Source organism: Pseudomonas sp. LTR0 (assembly GCF_036630035.1).
GTDB classification, from domain to species: domain Bacteria; phylum Pseudomonadota; class Gammaproteobacteria; order Pseudomonadales; family Pseudomonadaceae; genus Aquipseudomonas; species Aquipseudomonas putida_Y.
In genome coordinates this window covers 4,147,782-4,167,348 of record NZ_CP123734.1, presented here as the reverse complement: position 1 = coordinate 4,167,348, position 19,567 = coordinate 4,147,782, and the positions used below count along the sequence as shown (strand labels likewise).

The 19,567-nt window shown below is 62.1% G+C and carries 16 protein-coding genes; 11 read left to right on the top strand and 5 right to left on the bottom strand.

Annotated elements, in window-relative coordinates; all coding sequences use genetic code 11:
- Positions 1-226 precede the first annotated feature (226 nt).
- The 5 genes from QCL51_RS19095 to QCL51_RS19075 all read left to right on the top strand — a co-directional run bounded on the left by QCL51_RS19095 (position 227) and on the right by QCL51_RS19075 (position 3,791).
- The gene (locus tag QCL51_RS19095) at positions 227-1,342 is read left to right on the top strand and encodes a cellulase family glycosylhydrolase (RefSeq protein ID WP_319298472.1); all 1,116 of its coding nucleotides are present in this window, start codon (positions 227-229) and stop codon (positions 1,340-1,342) included.
- Between the two features lie 61 nt (positions 1,343-1,403).
- Complete coding sequence (locus QCL51_RS19090; RefSeq protein WP_084850372.1) at positions 1,404-1,808, top strand: MarR family winged helix-turn-helix transcriptional regulator; 405 nt, start codon at positions 1,404-1,406, stop codon at positions 1,806-1,808.
- 72 nt (positions 1,809-1,880) lie between these two features.
- Positions 1,881-3,074, top strand: a complete 1,194-nt coding sequence (locus QCL51_RS19085) for an MFS transporter (protein ID WP_338444897.1) — start codon at positions 1,881-1,883, stop codon at positions 3,072-3,074.
- Positions 3,071-3,193, top strand: a complete 123-nt coding sequence (locus QCL51_RS19080; RefSeq protein ID WP_010952738.1) for a hypothetical protein — start codon at positions 3,071-3,073, stop codon at positions 3,191-3,193. Before QCL51_RS19085 ends, QCL51_RS19080 begins: the two co-directional genes overlap by 4 nt.
- Positions 3,194-3,239: 46 nt before the next feature.
- Positions 3,240-3,791: a glutathione peroxidase gene (locus QCL51_RS19075; RefSeq protein ID WP_014592086.1), complete on the top strand. Its 552-nt coding sequence runs from the start codon at positions 3,240-3,242 to the stop codon at positions 3,789-3,791.
- A 210-nt stretch (positions 3,792-4,001) separates the two neighbouring features.
- Here QCL51_RS19075 and QCL51_RS19070 read toward each other — a convergent pair whose 3' ends face one another.
- The 3 genes from QCL51_RS19070 to QCL51_RS19060 all read right to left on the bottom strand — a co-directional run bounded on the left by QCL51_RS19070 (position 4,002) and on the right by QCL51_RS19060 (position 6,386).
- On the bottom strand, positions 4,002-5,282 hold the full coding sequence (locus QCL51_RS19070) for an outer membrane protein transport protein (protein ID WP_021782510.1): 1,281 nt from the start codon (positions 5,280-5,282) through the stop codon (positions 4,002-4,004).
- Positions 5,283-5,429: 147 nt separating this feature from the next.
- Complete coding sequence (locus QCL51_RS19065; protein WP_021782509.1) at positions 5,430-5,912, bottom strand: hypothetical protein; 483 nt, start codon at positions 5,910-5,912, stop codon at positions 5,430-5,432.
- Between the two features lie 249 nt (positions 5,913-6,161).
- Entirely contained in the window at positions 6,162-6,386 is a 225-nt protein-coding gene (locus tag QCL51_RS19060) for a hypothetical protein (RefSeq protein WP_016501083.1), read from the bottom strand.
- A 949-nt stretch (positions 6,387-7,335) separates the two neighbouring features.
- On the opposite strand from QCL51_RS19060, the gene QCL51_RS19055 reads away from it, so the two are divergent.
- Entirely contained in the window at positions 7,336-7,755 is a 420-nt protein-coding gene (locus QCL51_RS19055) for a sel1 repeat family protein (protein WP_028698010.1), read from the top strand.
- 445 nt (positions 7,756-8,200) lie between these two features.
- Complete coding sequence (gene rmuC / locus QCL51_RS19050) at positions 8,201-9,574, top strand: DNA recombination protein RmuC (RefSeq protein WP_162149588.1); 1,374 nt, start codon at positions 8,201-8,203, stop codon at positions 9,572-9,574.
- Here rmuC and QCL51_RS19045 read toward each other — a convergent pair.
- Together QCL51_RS19045 and QCL51_RS19040 are read right to left on the bottom strand one after the other, a co-directional pair.
- Entirely contained in the window at positions 9,546-13,025 is a 3,480-nt protein-coding gene (locus QCL51_RS19045; protein ID WP_021782506.1) for a PAS domain-containing hybrid sensor histidine kinase/response regulator, read from the bottom strand. The two genes, rmuC and QCL51_RS19045, sit on opposite strands and share 29 nt — an antisense overlap.
- 126 nt (positions 13,026-13,151) lie before the next feature.
- On the bottom strand, positions 13,152-14,330 hold the full coding sequence (locus tag QCL51_RS19040) for an MFS transporter (RefSeq protein ID WP_028698009.1): 1,179 nt from the start codon (positions 14,328-14,330) through the stop codon (positions 13,152-13,154).
- Between the two features lie 242 nt (positions 14,331-14,572).
- On the opposite strand from QCL51_RS19040, the gene QCL51_RS19035 reads away from it, so the two are divergent.
- From QCL51_RS19035 to QCL51_RS19020, 4 genes are all read left to right on the top strand, one after another.
- Positions 14,573-15,304: a GntR family transcriptional regulator gene (locus QCL51_RS19035; RefSeq protein ID WP_028698008.1), complete on the top strand. Its 732-nt coding sequence runs from the start codon at positions 14,573-14,575 to the stop codon at positions 15,302-15,304.
- Between the two features lie 95 nt (positions 15,305-15,399).
- Entirely contained in the window at positions 15,400-16,674 is a 1,275-nt protein-coding gene (locus tag QCL51_RS19030; RefSeq protein ID WP_021782503.1) for an MFS transporter, read from the top strand.
- A 24-nt stretch (positions 16,675-16,698) separates the two neighbouring features.
- Entirely contained in the window at positions 16,699-17,532 is an 834-nt protein-coding gene (locus QCL51_RS19025; RefSeq protein WP_103443850.1) for an amidohydrolase family protein, read from the top strand.
- A 157-nt stretch (positions 17,533-17,689) separates the two neighbouring features.
- Positions 17,690-19,567: an MFS transporter gene (locus QCL51_RS19020; protein ID WP_028698006.1), complete on the top strand. Its 1,878-nt coding sequence runs from the start codon at positions 17,690-17,692 to the stop codon at positions 19,565-19,567.

The following is a 19,567-nucleotide window of genomic DNA, read 5'->3' as shown; positions in this document are numbered from 1 at the left end:
GCGTTTGGCCGGACGGCCCTTCCGGGGCTGTTTTGCAGTGCTTTCGCGAAAGGCCTCATAGGTGGAAGGGGCAGTAACTTCCGGCAACGGTCCGATAGCGCCGGCATCTCCTTTGTCGGCGTATCCTCAGCCTCCCCTCGCGCAACCAGGTAGGCTTCCCGTGCATCACTGGATCTTTGCCAGTCTATTGGTCCTGTCCACCCTCCCAGCCACTGCTGCAGATCTCATGGCGTTCTGGGACACCCCACGCCACGGCGGCAACAGCTTCAACCGGCTGCCGCCCGATCAAGCCTACTTCGATGCCCTGAGGGGGTACGGCGCCACCTGGGTGCGGCTGTCGTACGACAAATGGCAACCGGTGAGACGTGATTTCCTCCTCGGCAGCGCCGATACCTATGAAGGCCTGCCCGAGGCCGACCTGGCTGTGCTGCGTGCCACCCTCGACCGGGCGCACCAGGCAGGGCTCAAGGTGGTCATCGCGCCACTCTCGCTACCGGGTATGCGCTGGGCGCAAAACAATCAGGGCCAGTTCGATGATCGCCTGTGGCAAGACAAACGCTACTGGTCCCAGGCTGCGGCCTTCTGGCGAGATATGGCGCGCGAACTGAAGCACCATCCGGCCATCGCTGCCTACAACCTGATCAACGAGCCAGCACCGGAGAAACAGAGCGGCCTGGCTGAACATGCCGAACGCAGGCAGATGCAGCAGTGGTATGTGCAAGAGCAGGGCGGTGCGCGCGATCTGCCCTTGCTGTACCGGCAACTGATAGCGGCCATTCGCGAAGAAGACGCTGATACGCCGATCATGGTCGATGCCGGCTGGTATGCAGGTGCAGACGCGTTCGGCTACTGGCCAGCCCCGCTGGAAGATGCGCGAGTGCTGTACAGCGTGCACATGTACGAGCCCTATGCCGCTACCAGTGCGCCGAACATGGCGCGCAAACATCCCATTGCCTATCCAGGTCCCGTACCTTTTGCCGGGCAGATCCAGCTGTGGGATGGGCAACGAGTGGAACGCTATCTGCGCCAGCCGCTGGCATGGGCCGAAGCCATGGGTGTGCCGCTTTCTCGCCTGGTGGTGGGCGAGTTTGGCTGCATGCGCAGGCTGCCGGGTTGCCGGCAGTATCTTGAAGATGTGCTCGTCGTGCTGGATCGCAACCGGTTGCACTGGGCGTTCTATAGCTTCCGTGAAGACAACTGGGATGGCATGGACTACGAACTGGGCACTGCGAAGGTGCCGTGGCGCTACTGGCAGGCGATCGAGCAGGGCGCGCCAGATCCCTTGGCGCGCAAGGCCACGGTTGAGTTCGAGCCGATCCGCAGGCGCTTGAACCCGGACTGACGCTTCTCATCCCTTGTGAAACTTCTTGCAACAGTCAGTATGCGGGTATATACACGTATCCATGCTGACCAGTGAATGTATCTGTACCCATCTGCGTCGTGCCGCCCGCGGGGTGAGCCGGCATTACGACGAAGCCCTGGCCGGCTTTGGGGTCAATGTCGCCCAGTTTTCCCTGCTGCGGCACCTGCAGCGGCTCGACCGGCCCAGCATCACGGTCCTGGCCGAAGCCATGGGACTCGAGCGCAGTACCCTGGGCCGTAATCTGCGTGTGCTGGAGGCGGATGGGCTGGTAGCACTGGGCGATGGTGACGACCAGCGTAACCGCGTGGTGCTGTTGACCGCCGCGGGTAAGCAACTGTTGCACGTTGCCCACCCAGCTTGGGAGCAGGCGCAGAAAGAGCTGGTTGAACGGCTCGGAGTGGGGCAGCGGGATGAGCTGGTGCGACTGTTGAAACAACTGGCCTGAATCGATACGACTATAAGCGGGTATATACCCGCAAAACCTTGCGATGAGCTGGAGATAACGACAATGACTTCGGTGTGGCGAACCAGCGGATGGGTATTGGTGGGGGCGGCCTTGATACTGGCGCTGTCTCTGGGCGTAAGGCACGGCTTCGGTCTGTTCCTGGCGCCGATGAGTGCTGACTTTGGCTGGGGGCGTGAGGTGTTTGCCTTCGCCATTGCCCTGCAGAACTTGATCTGGGGGTTGGCGCAGCCGTTCGCTGGCGCCTTGGCCGACCGGCTTGGCGCGGCACGGGTGGTCATCATCGGCGGTATCCTCTATGCCGTCGGCTTGATCCTGATGGGCATGGCTGATTCGGCCTGGTCGTTGTCGCTGAGTGCGGGCTTGCTGATCGGCATCGGCCTGTCCGGCACGTCGTTCTCGGTCATCCTCGGTGTGGTCGGGCGTGCTGTGCCGGCCGAAAAACGCAGCATGGCCATGGGGATCGCCAGCGCCGCCGGGTCATTCGGCCAGTTCGCCATGTTGCCGGGCACCCTTGGCCTGATTCAGTGGCTGGGCTGGTCGGCAGCGTTGCTGGTGCTGGGGCTGATGGTGGCGTTCATCGTGCCTTTCGTCGGCTTGCTGCGCGATCGCCCGTTACCCAGTCACGGTGCCGAGCAGACCCTGGGCCAGGCGCTGCGCGAGGCGTGCACGCACTCCGGTTTCTGGTTGCTGGCGCTGGGCTTTTTTGTCTGTGGCTTCCAGGTCGTATTCATTGGCGTGCACCTGCCGGCCTATCTGGTTGACCAGCACCTGGCTGCGACCACCGGTACAACAGTGCTGGCGCTGGTCGGCCTGTTCAACATCGTCGGTACCTTCACCGCTGGCTGGTTGGGCGGGCGCATGTCCAAGCCACGCCTGCTGACCGGGTTGTACCTGCTGCGTGCGGTGGTGATCGTGCTGTTTCTGTGGGCGCCGGTGAGCGAGTTCAGTGCTTACCTGTTCGGCATTGCCATGGGCCTGTTGTGGTTGTCCACGGTACCGTTGACCAATGGTACCGTGGCCACCGTGTTCGGGGTGCGCAACCTGTCCATGCTGGGCGGTATCGTGTTCCTGTTCCATCAGTTGGGCGCGTTCCTGGGAGGCTGGCTGGGAGGGGTGGTGTATGACCGCACCGGTAGCTACGACCTGGTTTGGCAGATTTCCATCCTGCTCAGCTTGCTGGCTGCTGCCCTTAACTGGCCGGTGCGTGAACGCCCGGTCTCACGCCTGCAGGCCCAGGCTGCATGAACCGCTACCTGATACGCGGCCTGTTGGCTATTGCCGCTTTGCTGCTGCTGGCACTGGTGTGGTGGGGCTGGCATCAGGGTGGGATGGCGCTGATGCAACTGGGCATGAGTGTGTGTTAGGCGCTACCCTGCAAGCTCAAGGATTGTCATGCGGGAGAAACGAGTCATGCGTGCACATTGGTTGACGGTGCCGGTGCTGGCCCTGCTTGCCAGTACATCGAGCTGGGCAGCGGATTGCCCGGCGTTGTTGCAGGGCAGCCTGCCGGAATTGCGCGGCAAGGGGCAGGTCGAGCTGTGCGAGCGCTTTGCCGGCAAGCCGCTCGTGGTAGTGAACACTGCCAGTTATTGCGGTTTTGCCCCGCAGTTCGAGGGGCTTGAGGCGACGTACAAGGAATATCACGAGCAAGGGCTGGAAATGCTCGGCGTGCCTTCCAATGACTTCAAGCAGGAGGACGCCGACAGTGAGAAGACGGCCAAGGTTTGCTATGCCAACTACGGTGTCACCTTCACCATGACCAAGACGCAGGCGGTGCGGGGCAAGGATGCGATACCGCTGTTCGCGGAGCTGGCCAGCCAGAGCAGTGCACCGAAGTGGAATTTCTACAAGTATGTTGTCGACCGCAAGGGCAAGGTGATCGGTAACTTCTCCAGCCTGACCAAACCGGATGATCCCGCGTTCCGCGCCGCTATCGAAAAGGCCATCGCCTCTCAGCAGTAACCGGACTGCACCGGCATCGCCAGCTGGACGGCCTGTGCTTCGAAGCGGCATTCGGCAGTGTATTGATCCGCACGATATCGATGCCCTGAGCTAGATGGCATCGTGCGTCGAACCTGGCATTGGGTGCCTGGGTAGTGCCCGGGCGACAGCTGGCAAGTGCAGGCATGAAAAAAACCGCCACGAAGGCGGTTTTCATGTAACGCGCAAGAATCAGAAGCGGTAGGTGAGGGAAGCACCGATGCCGTGAGCGCTGTTCTCGTACTTGGCCTGGTAGCTGCCTTTCAACAGCCCTTGTTGTTGTGAGCTTGGCAGGTTGTTGACCTTGGTGTCTTCTTCCCACAGATACGAGTAGGCAACATCAATGGTCATGTCATCGTTCGGGCTCCAACCGGCACCAAAGCTGACCGCTTTACGATCGCCAGTCGGAATACGTGGCGAGCGATCATGGTTGTTGGTAGGCGACTGGTCGACGGAGAAGCCTGCGCGCAGGGTCCACTCCTTGTTCACCTTGTAGGATGCACCAATGGCGTGAGCCCAGGTGTCGTGCCAGTTCTGCTCTTCGGTGATGGTCTTCAGCGGGTAGCCTGCCGGAGCTTCGTTCTCGACGACGATGCTTTCCAGGCGGCTCCAGCGCGTCCAGGTGCTACCCGCATACAGTGTCCAGTGGTCATCCAGTTCATGAGTGACCGAGAAGTCCACTGACTCTGGTGTCTTGATTTTCAGGCTGGCGTCGAACTTGCCGTTCAGGCCAAGCTGTGGAATCGGGTAGGAAACGCGGGTATTGCCTTCAAGCTTGTAGTCGACCATCGAGTGATAGGTCAGGCCCAGACGGGTTCGGTCCGTAGCTTGTACCAGGACGCCGATGTTGTAACCGATCGCGGTGTCGTCTCCCTTGATCTTGGTCTCGCCATCAGGGCCATTGGGCCCCAGAAGGGCCTTGCTGCTCAGGTTCGAACCCAGTTCACCCTTGATGCGGTTGATGGTCGGGCCAAAACCGATCGACACCTTGTCGTTGAAGGCGTAGCTGACGGTTGGCTGGAAGGTGACAACCTCGACCTTACTCTTCTTGCCCCAGTAGCGCGCGGCATCGTCGCTGCCGTAGTCGGTTACCAGGCCGAACGGTACGTAGACACCAAAACCGACGCTCCAGTGGTCATCGATCGGCTTGACGTAGTAACCCATGGGTACGCCAACGACAGGCACCATGTCACCATCGGTTTCCCCCCCGAAGTTGCTGCCTGGGCCCGATATATCGGTCTTGGCGATGACGGCAGCGCCGCCCACGGTGAATTGTTCGCGTTTGAGGCGGGACATGCCGGCCGGGTTGCCATACACAGTGCTGGCATCTTCGGCAGAAGACGAGCGCCCCGCGAAACCGGTTCCCATGCCGCTGATACTTTGTTCGTTCAGCGCGAACCCGGCGGCGAACAGTTGGCTGGAAGCAAGCGCAACAGCTACGCCGAGGGAGGTTTTGAGCATTACTTTTTTCATTATTAGAAAACTCCTTGGGATCTCCGGGGCGAAAAGCTACCAACAAATCACGCGCTGCGCTATAGGCTCAATCGCAGGAGTTAGAGCTGTTTTGTAGGACAATCCGACCAAAATTCCCTTTTTTCCGGTTTAGTTGTAGGACGCGTCTCAAGATGCCTGTGGCATTTTCTGATTTATGCAGGCCTGCCAGGCGTGGGTGAAGTCGCGCAGGCGACCTTGGGGGTTGAAAATCTGTCGCCAGATCCGCGCCAGTGCCAATAGATCGTCCGCCGCAGGCAATGGTGTGGCCTGCTCTTCGATGAGCATCCAGGCAATGGCGGTGGAATAGCGCAGGTTGACGGTGAGCTCCAGGTGCGGGCCACCAAGGAAGGCGTGCTGGCTGGCCAGGCCGCGGACCAGGCTGGCCAGGTCGGGGTCACGGGCCAGGTAATCGTCCCAGAGCGCCTGGTGACGCTGTTCACCGATACGGTAAAGACCATGGCCGCGTCGGTCATGCAGGGCTGAGCCGAGGGCTGACTGGCTGGCAGCGATGCCCAGTAACAAGGCTTCGGCGCTGGCGCAGTGACGGTTCAGGTAGACCAAGGTGGGTCGGATCACATACTGACACAATTCATTCGCCGCAATACCCATGATGCCCTCGAGCAGGTAAGGGCCGGACGGGCGCTGGAGCTTGGCAGCTGGTGAATGATCAGGCCCGCCGGGAGCGGAAAGCACCGCTCGAGTTGAAGTGTAGTGTGATAATCGTGGTGTAAAGAGCTGTTTTTAAATCGATTGCTGCCTGATGCTCCGGGCTATATGCCCTACGGCAATTATGCCGCGAGCGTTCAGGCAGACTTGCGATGGGATGATTCAGCGCTTGAATACACCGGTATTCGCCGGTCACGCGGTGAGCGACTGACGAGTCCGGGCGATCACCGCCTGCAGCGGTTCGTTGCGGCTGTATTGCTCGTGGTACAGGCGTTCGGTATGGCAGGCAACGCCGTGTTCGTCTACCAGGGTGAAGCTGAAGCTGCCCTTGCGTGGGGCAACGATAAGGCACTTCAACGGCGAGAAGGCCTGGGAGAGGGTGCCAATGGCAGCCTGAATCTGATGATGAGTTTGCATATTGTTGGAGGTTCCTGCTTTAAACACGGGGGATATGATCCGTGCATGATAGAAACGTTCCAGTGACGCCTTTATTAAGGGACGAACGAACCTGACTGGAACAGGGCAGCCAGAGGGGGCGCAATCAAATGTAGGCGCTTGGGCTGACTGGTAGGTACTTCGGAAGGCAGGCAGCACGCCGGGGCCAAGGTTCTAGGCCGTCGAGGTGGGATCCTGATCAATCTGTCATGTGATTCGTGCTTGCGCAGCGCAAGGCTGGCGAGTGAACCATTGAATGGGCCGGTCCTGGTTTCAGCAGAGCTGCTTTTGGGGGAGCGAGTCTGCAAGGACGCTTGCGGCCAGAATTGACTTTCAGCTTGGTACTAACGAGGGGCACCTTACCGGAAGTGCAGATGTTTAGCAAGCACTACGTTTGTTCAGGTGAGCCGCGCAGTATGGCGCGAATTCTCGCTGCTGGGAAGAGGGGGTAAATGGCCCAAATGCCGGCCGATGTGCCCTTTTCGGGCACCCAAATGGAGGTTTATGGTGCACTTGTTCACATTCGGGGCAGCGCTTGTAACGGCTTGGCAACACCATCCCGCAGCCTCGCCAATGCCTTGACTGCGTGGTTAAGTCAATGAAAAAAAACACTATTTTTAGCTGGTGAAAAAATCGTCAGTTTGACCAAAGCCCCCAATTCATGGGGGTTTGAGGGGTGTGAGAGGGGGTTGTCCACCGAGTTATCCACAGGAACTGTGGATTGTCCCGAGCGCTTGCTCTAGCACGGGCGTGCCAGCAATGGGATGAACTGTCCGACAATCGTCATGCTCCAGCAGACCGGTTGGTCATCCACCTGAAAACGTCAAGAAAAGATCATTGAATTTTTTTTCAATCCGCCAGAAATCGACAGGCCAAGGCGAAAAAAAAAGAGTAGAGTGGCGCGCCTTTCGAGTCACCAAACCTGTTGCTCATGAAGTTTCGCGGTAAACACCTCGCCAGCCCCACTGCATCGACACTTGCACCTCCCGCTAAACGCTTTTCCCTGAAAGTGGCCCTGTGGTTGCTCGACAGCCCGCGCCTGGGCGACAAACCTCAGGTCAAGCACCTGGCCGGGCACCTTTTGAAGCAGCCGGCGCGCGAGGGGGTGGTAGTGGCGCAAAGCCGACTGGGGCAGATGTTGTGCCGCGATTGTGGCAACGCCCGCGACCGCCGTATTGGCCATGAGCTGCTGCGTCAGGCAGCCCGCGCAGGGGATCGGCGGGCGCAGCTGGAGTACGCTCGGCTGTGTCAGCACAACGAGCCGGAGCAGGCGCGCTATTGGCTCGAGCTTGCCGCAGGGCAGGGGTCGCAGGAAGCGCGCCGGTTGCTGCGACAGTGGTTTGCTGCCTGAGCGCTGTTGCCTGCGCGGGCCCTTTCGCGGGCAAGCCCGCTCCCACCAGATTACCTCTGTCTTCAGGCTTGCGCGGCACTTGCAGAAGCGGGTTTACCCGCGAATACGGTAGCAGCAGCAAAGGTGGACGGCGGGTGATAATTGGCCAGCAGGCCCGGTCCTTTCGCGGGTAAACCCATCTACAGGCGACCGCGCAGGCTTTTCAGATTTTGAGCAAGACAGTTGCTTCCACCTGTGGGAGCGGGCTTGCCCGCGAAGAGGCCGATGCAGGCAACACACCAGTCAGGCTGATAAGCTGCACTCAATTTGCATCAGAGCGTTCGGGGTAAGCATGACAGTGGATCTGGCCAGCATTCTGCTGGGCTTGGTGGCAGGCGCAATACCCTGTCTGGTGTGGGTCATGCAGGTGCAGCGCCGCCAGGGCGCACGGCAAGGTGAGCAGGCCTTGCTCGAAGAGCGCCTCAACGCTGCCCAGCTGGCCCAGGCCGGTCTGCAGGCGCAACTGGATGCCAGTCGCGACGAGGTCAGCGACCTCAGTGAAGCCAATGCCGTCAAACAGGCCCAGCTGGCCGCCCAAGGCCGTGAGCTGGAGTTGCTGCAGATCGACCGCGACAATGCCCGTGACGCCGCCCACGCCTGGAGCCTTGAGCGCGCCAACCGCGAAGCCGAACTGCGCCGCCTGGAGGCGCAAACGGCGCGCCTGGACGCAGAACTGCGTGAACAGCAGGAGAGCCACCAGCAACGTCTGGAAGACCTGCAGGAGGCCCGTGACACCTTGCGCGCCCAGTTCGCCGACATGGCCACCAAAATCTTCGACGAACGTGAACAGCGCTTCGCCCAGACCAGCCAGCAGCACCTGGGCCAGTTGCTCGACCCGCTCAAGGAGCGTATCCATGCCTTCGAAAAACGCGTGGAGGAAAGCTACCAACAAGAGGCCCGCGAGCGCTTCTCGCTGGGCAAGGAGCTGGAGCGCCTGCAACAGCTCAACCTGCGTCTGTCCGACGAAGCCACCAACCTTACCCAGGCCTTGAAAGGCCAGAAGACCCAGGGTAACTGGGGGGAGCTGATCCTCGAACGTGTGCTGGAGCATGCCGGCCTGGAAAAGGGCCGCGAATACCAGACCCAGGTCAGCCTGAAAAGCGCCGACGGCGAGCGCTTCCAGCCGGATGTGCTGATCATGCTGCCCGGCAACAAGCAGGTGGTGGTGGACGCCAAGGTCAGCCTCACGGCGTACCAGCAGTTCGTTGCCGGCAACGACGAAGCCGCGCTCAAGCAGCATGTGCAGTCGCTGCGCAGCCACGTCAAAGGCCTGTCGAGCAAGGACTACAGCCGCCTCGAAGGCCTGCACAGCCTGGATTTCGTGTTGTTGTTCGTGCCCATCGAGGCGGCCTTCTCGGCGGCCCTGCAGGCCGAACCGAACCTGTTCCAGGAGGCCTTTGACCGGCAGATCGTGATTGTCAGCCCTACCACGTTGCTGGCGACCTTGCGGGTCATCGACAGCCTGTGGAAGCAGGAACGTCAAGGACAGAACGCCCGCGAGATTGCCGAGCGTGCCGGCTGGCTCTACGACAAATTCGTGCTGTTCATCCAGGACCTGGACGAGCTGGGCAGCCGCCTGCAGCAGGTGGACAAGGCTTATGCCGCAGCGCGCAACAAGCTGTGCGAAGGGCGTGGCAACCTGGTCAGCCGCAGCGAGCAACTGAAGCTGCTGGGGGCCCGCGCCAGCAAGAGCTTGCCGGCAGACCTGCTGGAGCGGGCGCTGTCCGATGAAGCGCTGCCCGACGTAGCGGTTACTGAGCCAGGCTCAGATGGCGATTGAGCAGGGCGCGCAAGGCCGCCGGCTTGACCGGCTTGGCCAGGTAGTCCAGCCCTGATGCATGTACCAGGGCAATGGTTTCCTTGCTGCCGTCGGCGCTGATCACTACACCGGGTACCGGCTCACCCAGCCGTGCTCGAAGCCAGCCCATCAGCCCTGTGCCGGTCTCGCCGTCGTCCAGGTGATAGTCCACCAATGCCAGGTGCGGGCGCATGCCCTTGGCCAGCAGGGCTTCGCATTCGGCCTGGTTGCGCGCGGTCCAAACCTGGCAACCCCAGCGGCTTAGCAGGCTGTTCATGCCGATCAGGATGCTGTCTTCGTTGTCCACGCATAGCACTTGTAGCCCGGCCAGTGGCTGGCCGCCCTGTTGTTCCACGGGGGCGCTTGGCGCCGCGGCGGCCTGGCGCGCAATCGGTACGCTGACGCGGAACACCGTGCCTTTGCCCGGCCATGAGCGCACTTCCAGCGGATGCCCCAATACCCGGCACAGCCCGTCTGCGATTGCCAGGCCTAGGCCTAGCCCCTTCTCGGCGCGGGTCTGGTGGCTGTCCAGGCGCTTGAACTCCTGAAAGATCACTTGCAGCTTGTCGTCAGCAATGCCCGGGCCACGGTCCCAGACCTCCAGCCACAGGCGCTCGCCCTGTCGGCGCGCGCCCAGCAGGATCGGGCTCTTGCCATAGCGCAGGGCATTGGTGAGGAAGTTCTGCAGCACCCGGCGTAGCAGTTTCATGTCGCTGTCCACCCGCAGGCGGCTGCCGCGCAGGCGGAACTCCAGGCCCTTCTCGGCCGCCAGCAGCTTGAACTCGGCGCCCAAGGTGTCGAACAGCTCATTGAGGGCGAAGGGTTTGGCATCCGGGGTGATCTTGCCGTTTTCCAGGCGCGAGATGTCCAGCAGGTCGCTGATCAGCTCTTCAGCCGAGCGCAGCGAGCTGTCCATGTGCTGTACCAGCTGCTGGGCCTCTTCGTTCATGCCCTCGGCCTGTTGCGACAAGGCGGCAGAGAAAAGCCGTGCGGCGTTCAAGGGTTGCATCAGGTCATGGCTGACGGCGGCCAGGAAGCGGGTCTTGGACTTGCTCACCGCTTCGGCCTGGCTTTTGGCTTCGGACAGCGCCTGGTTCAACTGCGACAGTTCGTGGGTGCGCTCCGCCACGCGTTGCTCAAGGCGTTCGTTGGCATCGCGCAGGGCCTGCTCGGCCTCGCGGAACGGGGTGATGTCGGTGAAGCTCATGACAAAGCCGCCGCCCGGCATGGGGTTGCCGATCAGCTCTATCACCCGGCCATTGGGGAACAGCCGCTCTGAGGAGTGCGCGCGGCCCTGGCGCATCCAGTGTAGCCGCCGCGCCACATGCACCTGCGCTTCGCCGGGGCCGCACAGGCCGCGCTCGGCGTTGTAGCGGATGATGTCGGCAATCGGTCGCCCTACGCTGATCAGCCCGTCCGGGTAGTTGAACAGCTCCAGGTAGCGGCGGTTCCATGCCACCAGGTGCAGGTTCTGGTCGACCACGCTGATGCCTTGGTTGATGTTTTCGATGGCGCCTTGCAGCAGGGCGCGGTTGAACTGCAGCACCTCACTGGCTTCGTCAGCGATGCGCACCACGTCTTCCAGCTGCATGTCGCGGCCTTCGATGGCCGCTTTGACCACGGCGCGGGTCGAGGAGGTGCCGAGCACCCCGGCCAGCAGGCGTTCGGTGTGCTCGATCCAGTCGCCATCGGCGTTCTGATTCGGGTTGAAGCCCTTGCCCTGGCGGTAGGCAAAGCGGATGAAGCTCTGCCGTGCGCGCTCTTCTCCGACAAAGCGCGAGGCCAGGGTCAACAGGTCGTCGATCTGCACCGCCAGCAGCGGCTTGCTGCTGGGCCGCGCGCTGGTCTGCTGGCCAATGAAGCGGCCGGCCTGCCAGTGCTCGGAAACCCGTGTGCGCGACAGCACCGAAACCCAGGCGAACAGGGTGAAGTTACCTGCCAGTGACAGCACCACACCTTGGGTCAGCGGACTGATCGGCAGGTTCAGCGGGTTGCCATGCAGCCACGCAAGGCCAGGGAACAACTGCAACGACCAGCCCAGGCTGTGCGCGGCAATCGGCAGCACCAAGGTGTAGAACCACAGGAAAATGCCGGCGGCCAGGCCGGCGAACACACCGCGACGGTTGGCCTGCTTCCAGTACAGCGCGCCAAGCATGGCCGGGGTGAGCTGGGTCACGGCGGCAAAGGCGATCTGGCCGATGGTCGCCAGGCTGGCGGTGGAACCCAGCAGGCGGTAGCTGACATAGGCCAGCAGCAGGATCACCACGATGGTTACCCGGCGTACCGAAAGCATCCAGTGGCGGAATGCTTCGAAAGGCCGCTCGGCGTTATTGCGGCGCAGCAGCCAGGGCAGCAGCATGTCGTTGGACACCATGGTCGACAGCGCCACGGCCTCGACGATCACCATGCCGGTAGCCGCCGAGGCGCCGCCGATGAACGCCAGCAGGGCAAGGCTCGGGTGCGCCTCTGCCAGCGGCAGGCTGATGACGAACGAGTCGGAGATCACCGTGCCTGGCAGCAGCATCTGCCCGGCCAGGGCAATCGGCACCACGAACAGCGCGGCCAATGCCAGGTACATGGGGAATACCCAGCGCGCCAGGCGCAAGTCCTGCGGCTCGATGTTCTCCACCACGGTAACGTGGAACTGCCGGGGCAGACAGATGATTGCCATCATCGCCACGGCGGTTTGCACCACCATGGACGGCCAATTGATGGTTTCTTTCCAATAGTCCTGCAAGTGGATCGACTGGCGGGCCTGGCTGAACAGGTCGTCGAAACCGTCATACAGGTTGAAAACGATGAAGATGCCCACGGCAAGGAACGCCAGCAGCTTGATCATTGATTCGAAGGCGATCGCCAGGACCATGCCGCGGTGGTGCTCGGTCACATCCAGGCTGCGGGTACCGAAGACGATGGCGAACAGCGCCAGTACCAGCGATATCACCAGCGCGGTGTCCTGCACGCGGGTGCCGGTGGCATCGGCGTTGGCGCCGATCAGCAGGTTCACGCCCAGTACGATGCCCTTGAGCTGCAAGGCGATGTACGGCAGCACGCCGACCAGGCAGATCAGCGCCACCACCACTGCCAGGGTCTGCGACTTGCCGTAGCGCGCGGCAATGAAGTCGGCGATCGAGGTGATGTTCTGCTGCTTGCTGATCAGCACCATCTTCTGCAGCACCCAAGGCGCGAAGATCAGCAGCAATACCGGGCCCAGGTAGATTGGCAGGAACGCCCAAAGCTGTTCGGCGGCCTGGCCCACCGCGCCGAAGAAGGTCCAACTGGTGCAGTACACGGCCAGCGACAGGCTGTACACCCAGGCGCGCAGCTTTGGCGGCAAGGGCGTGCTGCGACGGTCGCCGTAGAAGGCGATGGCGAACATGATGGCCATATAGGCCAGGGCGACCACGGCGATCAGCCCGCTGGACAACGACATGAAGACTCCGAAGCAAAAAGGTAACGCGGTCCCGATCAATCAGTCTGGCACGCAAGTGCCGCTTCGTCAGCGCAGACGATGGTTGTAGGAGCGGGTTCACCCGCGAATAGGCAGGAACAGGCAACATCAAACCGTGCGGGTACCCAACCCGTAAAACACCCCTGCCAGTATCACCGACAACACCAGCAGGTAGAAGACCGCCCCTGGCCACAGGTGTGCCAGTGCAAACCCCACCATCACTGGCCCCAGCGCCGCCCCCAGATTGGACAGGTTCTGTGCGCCGTAATACACCCCGCGCAAGTGCTCCGGTGCAATCAGGTCGATGAACATGTACTCGGCCGGGATCACGATGATTTCACCCAGCGTGAACACCAGCATCGCCAGGCACCAGGCCAGCACCGAGCCAGCCAGTGCAAAACCCAGCAAGCCGGCGATAAACAGGCCCATGCCGGCCAACAGCCACGGCATCAGGCGCTGGCGGCTGATACGCCGGCCAATCAGATACTGCAAGGCAATGACCGTCACGGCGTTGGTGGTGACCAGATAGCCGATCAGCCGTGCGGCTGCGGTGGGGTTGCTGGTTACCACCAGGTACTGGGACAGGTAGGCGGTGAACTGGCCGAACACCACCGCGCTCAGCACCCCTCCCGCGGTAAAGCACACCAGCCGACGATCCCGCGCCAGCCCCAGCGCCACTTGGCCGAAGCCGGCCGCAGGTTTGTCCGGCGCGCTGGCCTGCAGGCTGCGATCACCCAGGCGCCAATAAGCCAGGCACATGGCCAGGCCAAGCAGGGCAGAGGCGAGGAACGGCACATGGTCGTTCAGTTCAAGCATGGCCACGCCCAGCAACGGGCCGGCGGCGTAGCCAACGTTGCTGAGGGTGTACTTGATGGCGAAAACCTCGGCCCGCTCATTCACTGGCAGTAACGCGCAGAAGCCCGCCTTGGCGGCGATGTCGACCACTGCCAGGGCCAGGTTGATCAACACCAGACAAAAGAAGAACGGCAGTGCCGAACGGCTGGCGACCGCGCCGACGAAGGCCAGGGCGAACAGCAGGGTACTGATGCTGACCAGCGCATGGTTGCTCAAGGTGTCGACCAGATGGCCACCGTACAGACTCAATAGCGAGGCGACGATCAGCGCGCCACCGATCAGCAGGCCGATCTGGCTGATCGGCAGCTGGAAATTGTCTGCCAGGTAAACCACCAGGTAGGGCAGGGTGATGGCGCGGGCGATGGTAAGCGTGAAGGTGGTGGTGAGCAGCAGGCGAACGGTGTGCGGGTAGCGTTTTATGGCGGCGAGCATTGCCACGTCCTTGTTATGCGGGTTTGCCGGGCACAAGCATAAGCCACAAGCGGCCCTTGCAGCAGCACCGACAACATTCGAGTGAATGCGGGAATTCTCCGGCCGCTTCACAGCCCTCCGCGACACAAGGCCGCGTCACAAGCAAAAGGGCGACGAGCGGAGGATTGACAGCCCGACAGGCTGGGGGAATACTCGTGAAAAATTCATATATATGTTTATATAACAAGACGAGAGCGAGACCCATGCACCCATTGACCGGTGATGCTCGACTGCCCCGCTACCAACAACTGCGCGACCACATGGTCGCGCAAATTGCCAACAACCGCTGGCGTCCGGGGGAAGCGATCCCGACCGAAGCAGCCTTGGCCACCGAGTTCGACCTGTCGATCGGCACCGTGCGCAAGGCTGTCGATGTGCTGGTAGCCGAAGGCGTGCTGGAGCGTCAGCAGGGTCGCGGCACCTTCATTCGCCGCCCGCAGTTCCAGTCGTCGCTGTTCCGCTTCTTCCGTTTCGAAGCCGCCAATGGCGAGCGCGTGGTGCCGGAAAGCCGCATTCTCTCTATCGAGCCGCTTCCGGCGCCTTCGGCGGTGGCCGAGGCATTGGGCCTGGCGGGGGAGGCTGATGTGATCCGCATCGTTCGCACCCGTCTGCTTGGCGCCCAGCCGGTGCTGGCTGAAGAGATCTGGCTGCCGCGTCAAACCTTCCAGCCGCTGCTGGACGTGGATTTGAACAGCAAGGGCCCACTGCTGTACCCGATCTACGAAGCGCTGTGCGGTCAGGTGGTCGCCTACGCCGAAGAGACCCTGACCGCCGAAGCGGTCGACGCGGTGCATGGCCGCTTGCTGCAACTGCCGGCCGACAGCCCGGTGGTAGTGATCGAGCGCCTGGCCCGGGACTACGCCGGCAAACCTCTGGAATGGCGCCGCTCGCGCGGCCATGCGCAGCACTTCCGCTACCGCATCGACATTCGCTGAACCGGTCGCTTCACCCTTTTACCTGTCTGCGCCGTGCTGCCACGGCGCAGTGGCTTCGCCTGCCCGTCACACCCACGACTAGAAGGATAACAATCATGTTCAGCTGGTATCGCGAGATCACCTCACGGGAACGCAAGACATTCTGGGCCTGTTTCGGCGGTTGGTCGCTCGATGCGCTGGAAGTGCAGATGTTCGGCCTGGCCATCCCCGCGCTGATCGCCGCGTTCTCCCTGACCAAGGGCGACGCCGGCCTGATCAGTGGCCTGACCCTGGTGACCTCGGCAATCGGCGGCTGGCTGGGTGGCACCCTGTCCGACCGCTATGGTCGCGTGCGTACCCTGCAATGGATGATTCTCTGGTTCTCGTTCTTTACCTTCCTTTCGGCATTCGTCACCGGTTTCTACCCGTTGCTGTTCGTCAAGGCCATGCAAGGCTTTGGCATTGGTGGCGAATGGGCAGCCGGCGCTGTGCTGATGGCCGAAACCATCAACCCCAGGTATCGCGGCAAAGTCATGGGTACGGTGCAGAGTGCCTGGGCTGTGGGGTGGGGGCTGGCGGTGGCACTGTTTACGCTGATTTACTCACTGGTACCGCAGGAGTTTGCCTGGCGGGTGATGTTCTTCGTCGGTCTGCTGCCATCGCTGCTGATCATCTGGGTACGCCGCAACGTGCCTGAGCCGGACAGTTTCCAGCGCCTGCAGAAAGAAAAAGCCATCCCCTCCAGCTTCTTGCAGTCGATGGCTGGCATCTTCCGCCCGGAACTGCTGCGTGTGACCCTGCTGGGCGGCTTGCTCGGCCTGGGTGCCCACGGTGGCTACCACGCGGTGATGACCTGGTTGCCGACCTTTCTCAAGACAGAGCGCAACCTCTCGGTGCTTAACTCTGGCGGTTACCTGGCGGTGATCATCCTGGCCTTCTGGTGTGGCTGCGTGGTCAGCGGCCTGCTGATCGACCGTATTGGCAGGCGCAAGAACATCCTGCTGTTCGCCCTGTGCTGTGTACTGACCGTGCAGGCCTACGTGTTCTTCCCGCTGAGCAATACCCAGATGCTGTTCCTCGGCTTCCCGCTGGGCTTTTTCGCCGCCGGCATCCCGGCCAGCCTTGGCGCGTTTTTCAATGAACTGTACCCGGCTGACGTACGCGGCGCCGGGGTGGGCTTTTGCTACAACTTCGGTCGCGTGCTGTCGGCCGTGTTCCCCTTCCTGGTCGGGCACATGAGCGAATCGATGTCGCTGGGGAGTGCCATCGGCATCGATGCCGGCATCGCGTATGGCGTTGCGGTGATCGCAGCCCTGTGCCTGCCCGAAACCCGTGGCCGCAACCTTGAATCTGCACCTGCGCCGGAAGCGGCCGGTGCCGTCGCCAAGTAACCTGAACGTGTTTGTATGAGAACCATGCCCCACGCACCCGCTTTGCACCTGACCGCCATCGACAGCCACGCCCACGTGTTCAGCCGTGGCCTGAACCTGGCCAGCCAGCGGCGTTATGCGCCCAGTTACGATGCGCCGCTGGGCGACTACCTGGGCCGGCTGCGGGCTCATGGTTTCAGCCATGGCGTACTGGTCCAGCCCAGCTTCCTGGGTACCGACAACCGCTATTTGCTCAGCGCCTTGCAGACCGTGCCTGGGCAACTGCGCGGGGTGGTGATGCTGGAGCGGGATGTCGAGCGCGCGACGTTGGCGGAAATGGCCCGGTTGGGGGTAAGGGGTGTACGCCTCAACCTCATGGGGCAGGATATGCCTGACCTGACCGACGCGCAGTGGCGGCCGCTGCTGGAACACATCGGCGAGCAGGGGTGGCACGTGGAACTGCACCGTCAGGTGGCGGACATTCCAGTGCTGGTGCGGGCATTGCAGCCCTATGGCCTGGACATCGTGATTGACCATTTCGGCCGGCCAGATGCCCGCCTTGGCCTGGGCCAGCCGGGGTTTGCCGAACTGCTCACCCTGAGCGGTCGGGGCAAGGTATGGGTGAAGGTGTCCGGCATCTACCGGCTGCAGGGCTCGCCGGAACAGAACCTGGCATTCGCCCGTCAGGCGCTGTGCGCGCTGGAAGCCCATTACGGCGCAGAGCGGTTGATGTGGGGCAGTGACTGGCCGCATACCCAACATGAGTCGGAGGTCAGTTTCGGCACCGCTGTCGAACAGTTCGAGGCCTTGGGGTGTTCAGCGCAGTTGCGCCAGGCACTGTTGGTGGATACCGCGCGGGCGTTGTTTGGCTTCGAGTGACTTAGCGCCAGTGCTGCAACTGCCAGCAGGTCCTTGAAAGCAATCTCGCCTGGCCATGCCTGAGCTGGTGCTTGCCAGCCAGCGCATTTCCCATGCAGATTTGTGGCCCGGCGCGCTTGGCGAGCCTCCAATTGAAAAGCCCTCAGGACCAAGGACGATGAGTCACTCTTCGCAATTCACCTTGCTCGGCAAGCGGCGTTTCCTGCCGTTTTTCATCACTCAGTCGCTGGGTGCCTTCAACGACAACCTGTTCAAGCAGTCGCTGATCCTGGCGATTTTGTTCAAGCTCAGCCTGGGCGATGGTGACCGATCGATCTGGGTCAACCTGTGTGCCTTGCTGTTCATCCTGCCGTTTTTCCTGTTTTCGGCGCTGGGCGGGCAGTTTGGCGAGAAGTTCGCCAAGGATGCGCTGATCCGCGCAATCAAGCTGGCCGAAATCGTGATCATGGCGATTGGTGCGCTGGGCTTTGTCACCAACCATCTGGCGCTGATGCTGGTGGCGCTGTTCGGTATGGGGACCCACTCGGCGCTGTTCGGCCCGGTGAAGTATTCGATCCTGCCGCAGGCCCTGCGCGAGGAAGAGCTGGTGGGCGGTAACGGGCTGGTGGAAACCGGTACCTTCCTCGCCATCCTCGCCGGCACTATCGGCGCCGGGGTGATGATGTCGGCCGACAGTTACGCAACGGTGGTGGCCGGTGGCGTGGTCGGCACGGCGGTACTCGGCTACCTGGCCAGCCGCTGGATCCCCCGGGCTGCTGCCGCCTCGCCGCAAATGCCGCTGGACTGGAACATCTTCAAGCAGTCGTGGGTGATCTTGCGCATGGGCCTGGGCCAGCCGCCGGCGGTGTCGCGTTCGATCGTCGGCAACTCGTGGTTCTGGTTTGTCGGCGCCATCTACCTCACGCAGATCCCGGCCTATGCCAAGGATTGGCTGCACGGTGACGGCACGGTGGTGACCCTGGTGCTGACACTGTTCTCGGTGGGCATCGCCCTGGGCTCACTGCTGTGCGAGCGGCTCAGTGGACGTAAGGTGGAAATCGGCCTGGTGCCGTTCGGCTCGTTCGGCCTGACCCTGTTCGGCCTGCTGTGGTGGTGGCACTCCGGTGATGTGCCGGCTGCAGCAGCGCCGCACGACTGGCTGGCATTGCTGGGCATGAGCCAGGCCTGGTGGATCTTGCTGTCGATCATTGGCCTGGGCGTGTTCGGCGGCTTCTACATCGTGCCATTGTATGCGTTGATCCAGGCCCGCACGGCCGAGGACGAGCGCGCCAGGGTGATCGCGGCCAACAACATCCTCAATGCCTTGTTCATGGTGGTGTCGGCGGTGCTCACCATCATCCTGCTAGGCGTGGCCAAGCTGAGCATCCCGCAGCTCTTCCTGGTGGTGTCGCTGCTCAATATCGCGGTCAACACCTATATCTTCAGGATCGTCCCCGAGTTCACCATGCGCTTCCTGATCTGGCTGCTCAGCCATTCGATGTACCGCGTGCAGCACCGAGACCTTGAGCGCATCCCCGACGAGGGTGCAGCGTTGCTAGTGTGCAACCACGTGTCGTTCGTCGATGCGTTGCTGCTGGGCGGGGCTATCCGCCGGCCGATCCGCTTTGTCATGTACTACAAGATCTACAACCTGCCGGTGCTCAACTTCGTGTTTCGCACTGCCGGTGCCATCCCGATTGCCGGGCGTAACGAAGACCAGGCGACGTACGAGCGGGCCTTCGCGCGCATTGCCGAGTACCTGGCGGATGGCGAGCTGGTGTGCATTTTCCCGGAAGGCAAGCTGACGGGCGATGGCGAAATCGATGTCTTCAAGGGTGGGGTCAGCCGCATCCTTGAAGAAACGCCGGTACCGGTGATTCCGCTGGCCTTGCAGGGGTTGTGGGGAAGCTTCTTCAGCCGTGACCCGGCCAAGGGTTTCTTCAAGCGCCTGTGGTCGCGGGTGACCATCGTGGCAGGCGCCGCCGTCCCGGTGGAGGCGGCGCAGCCTGAAGTGTTGCGTGAACAGGTCAGCCGCCTGCGCGGCCATCTGCGATAG

Coding starts and splice junctions, on each gene's coding strand:
- QCL51_RS19045 (WP_021782506.1), bottom strand. CDS start 13,025: ATGTCGTTGTCCAGCGGGCTGATCGCCGTGGTCGCCCTGGCCTATATG.
- QCL51_RS19090 (WP_084850372.1), top strand. CDS start 1,404: ATGCTGACCAGTGAATGTATCTGTACCCATCTGCGTCGTGCCGCCCGC.
- QCL51_RS19035 (WP_028698008.1), top strand. CDS start 14,573: ATGCACCCATTGACCGGTGATGCTCGACTGCCCCGCTACCAACAACTG.
- QCL51_RS19055 (WP_028698010.1), top strand. CDS start 7,336: ATGAAGTTTCGCGGTAAACACCTCGCCAGCCCCACTGCATCGACACTT.
- QCL51_RS19040 (WP_028698009.1), bottom strand. CDS start 14,330: ATGCTCGCCGCCATAAAACGCTACCCGCACACCGTTCGCCTGCTGCTC.
- QCL51_RS19080 (WP_010952738.1), top strand. CDS start 3,071: ATGAACCGCTACCTGATACGCGGCCTGTTGGCTATTGCCGCTTTGCTG.
- QCL51_RS19070 (WP_021782510.1), bottom strand. CDS start 5,282: ATGAAAAAAGTAATGCTCAAAACCTCCCTCGGCGTAGCTGTTGCGCTT.
- QCL51_RS19095 (WP_319298472.1), top strand. CDS start 227: ATGGCGTTCTGGGACACCCCACGCCACGGCGGCAACAGCTTCAACCGG.
- QCL51_RS19065 (WP_021782509.1), bottom strand. CDS start 5,912: ATGGGTATTGCGGCGAATGAATTGTGTCAGTATGTGATCCGACCCACC.
- QCL51_RS19020 (WP_028698006.1), top strand. CDS start 17,690: ATGAGTCACTCTTCGCAATTCACCTTGCTCGGCAAGCGGCGTTTCCTG.
- QCL51_RS19060 (WP_016501083.1), bottom strand. CDS start 6,386: ATGCAAACTCATCATCAGATTCAGGCTGCCATTGGCACCCTCTCCCAG.
- QCL51_RS19025 (WP_103443850.1), top strand. CDS start 16,699: ATGCCCCACGCACCCGCTTTGCACCTGACCGCCATCGACAGCCACGCC.
- QCL51_RS19075 (WP_014592086.1), top strand. CDS start 3,240: ATGCGTGCACATTGGTTGACGGTGCCGGTGCTGGCCCTGCTTGCCAGT.
- QCL51_RS19030 (WP_021782503.1), top strand. CDS start 15,400: ATGTTCAGCTGGTATCGCGAGATCACCTCACGGGAACGCAAGACATTC.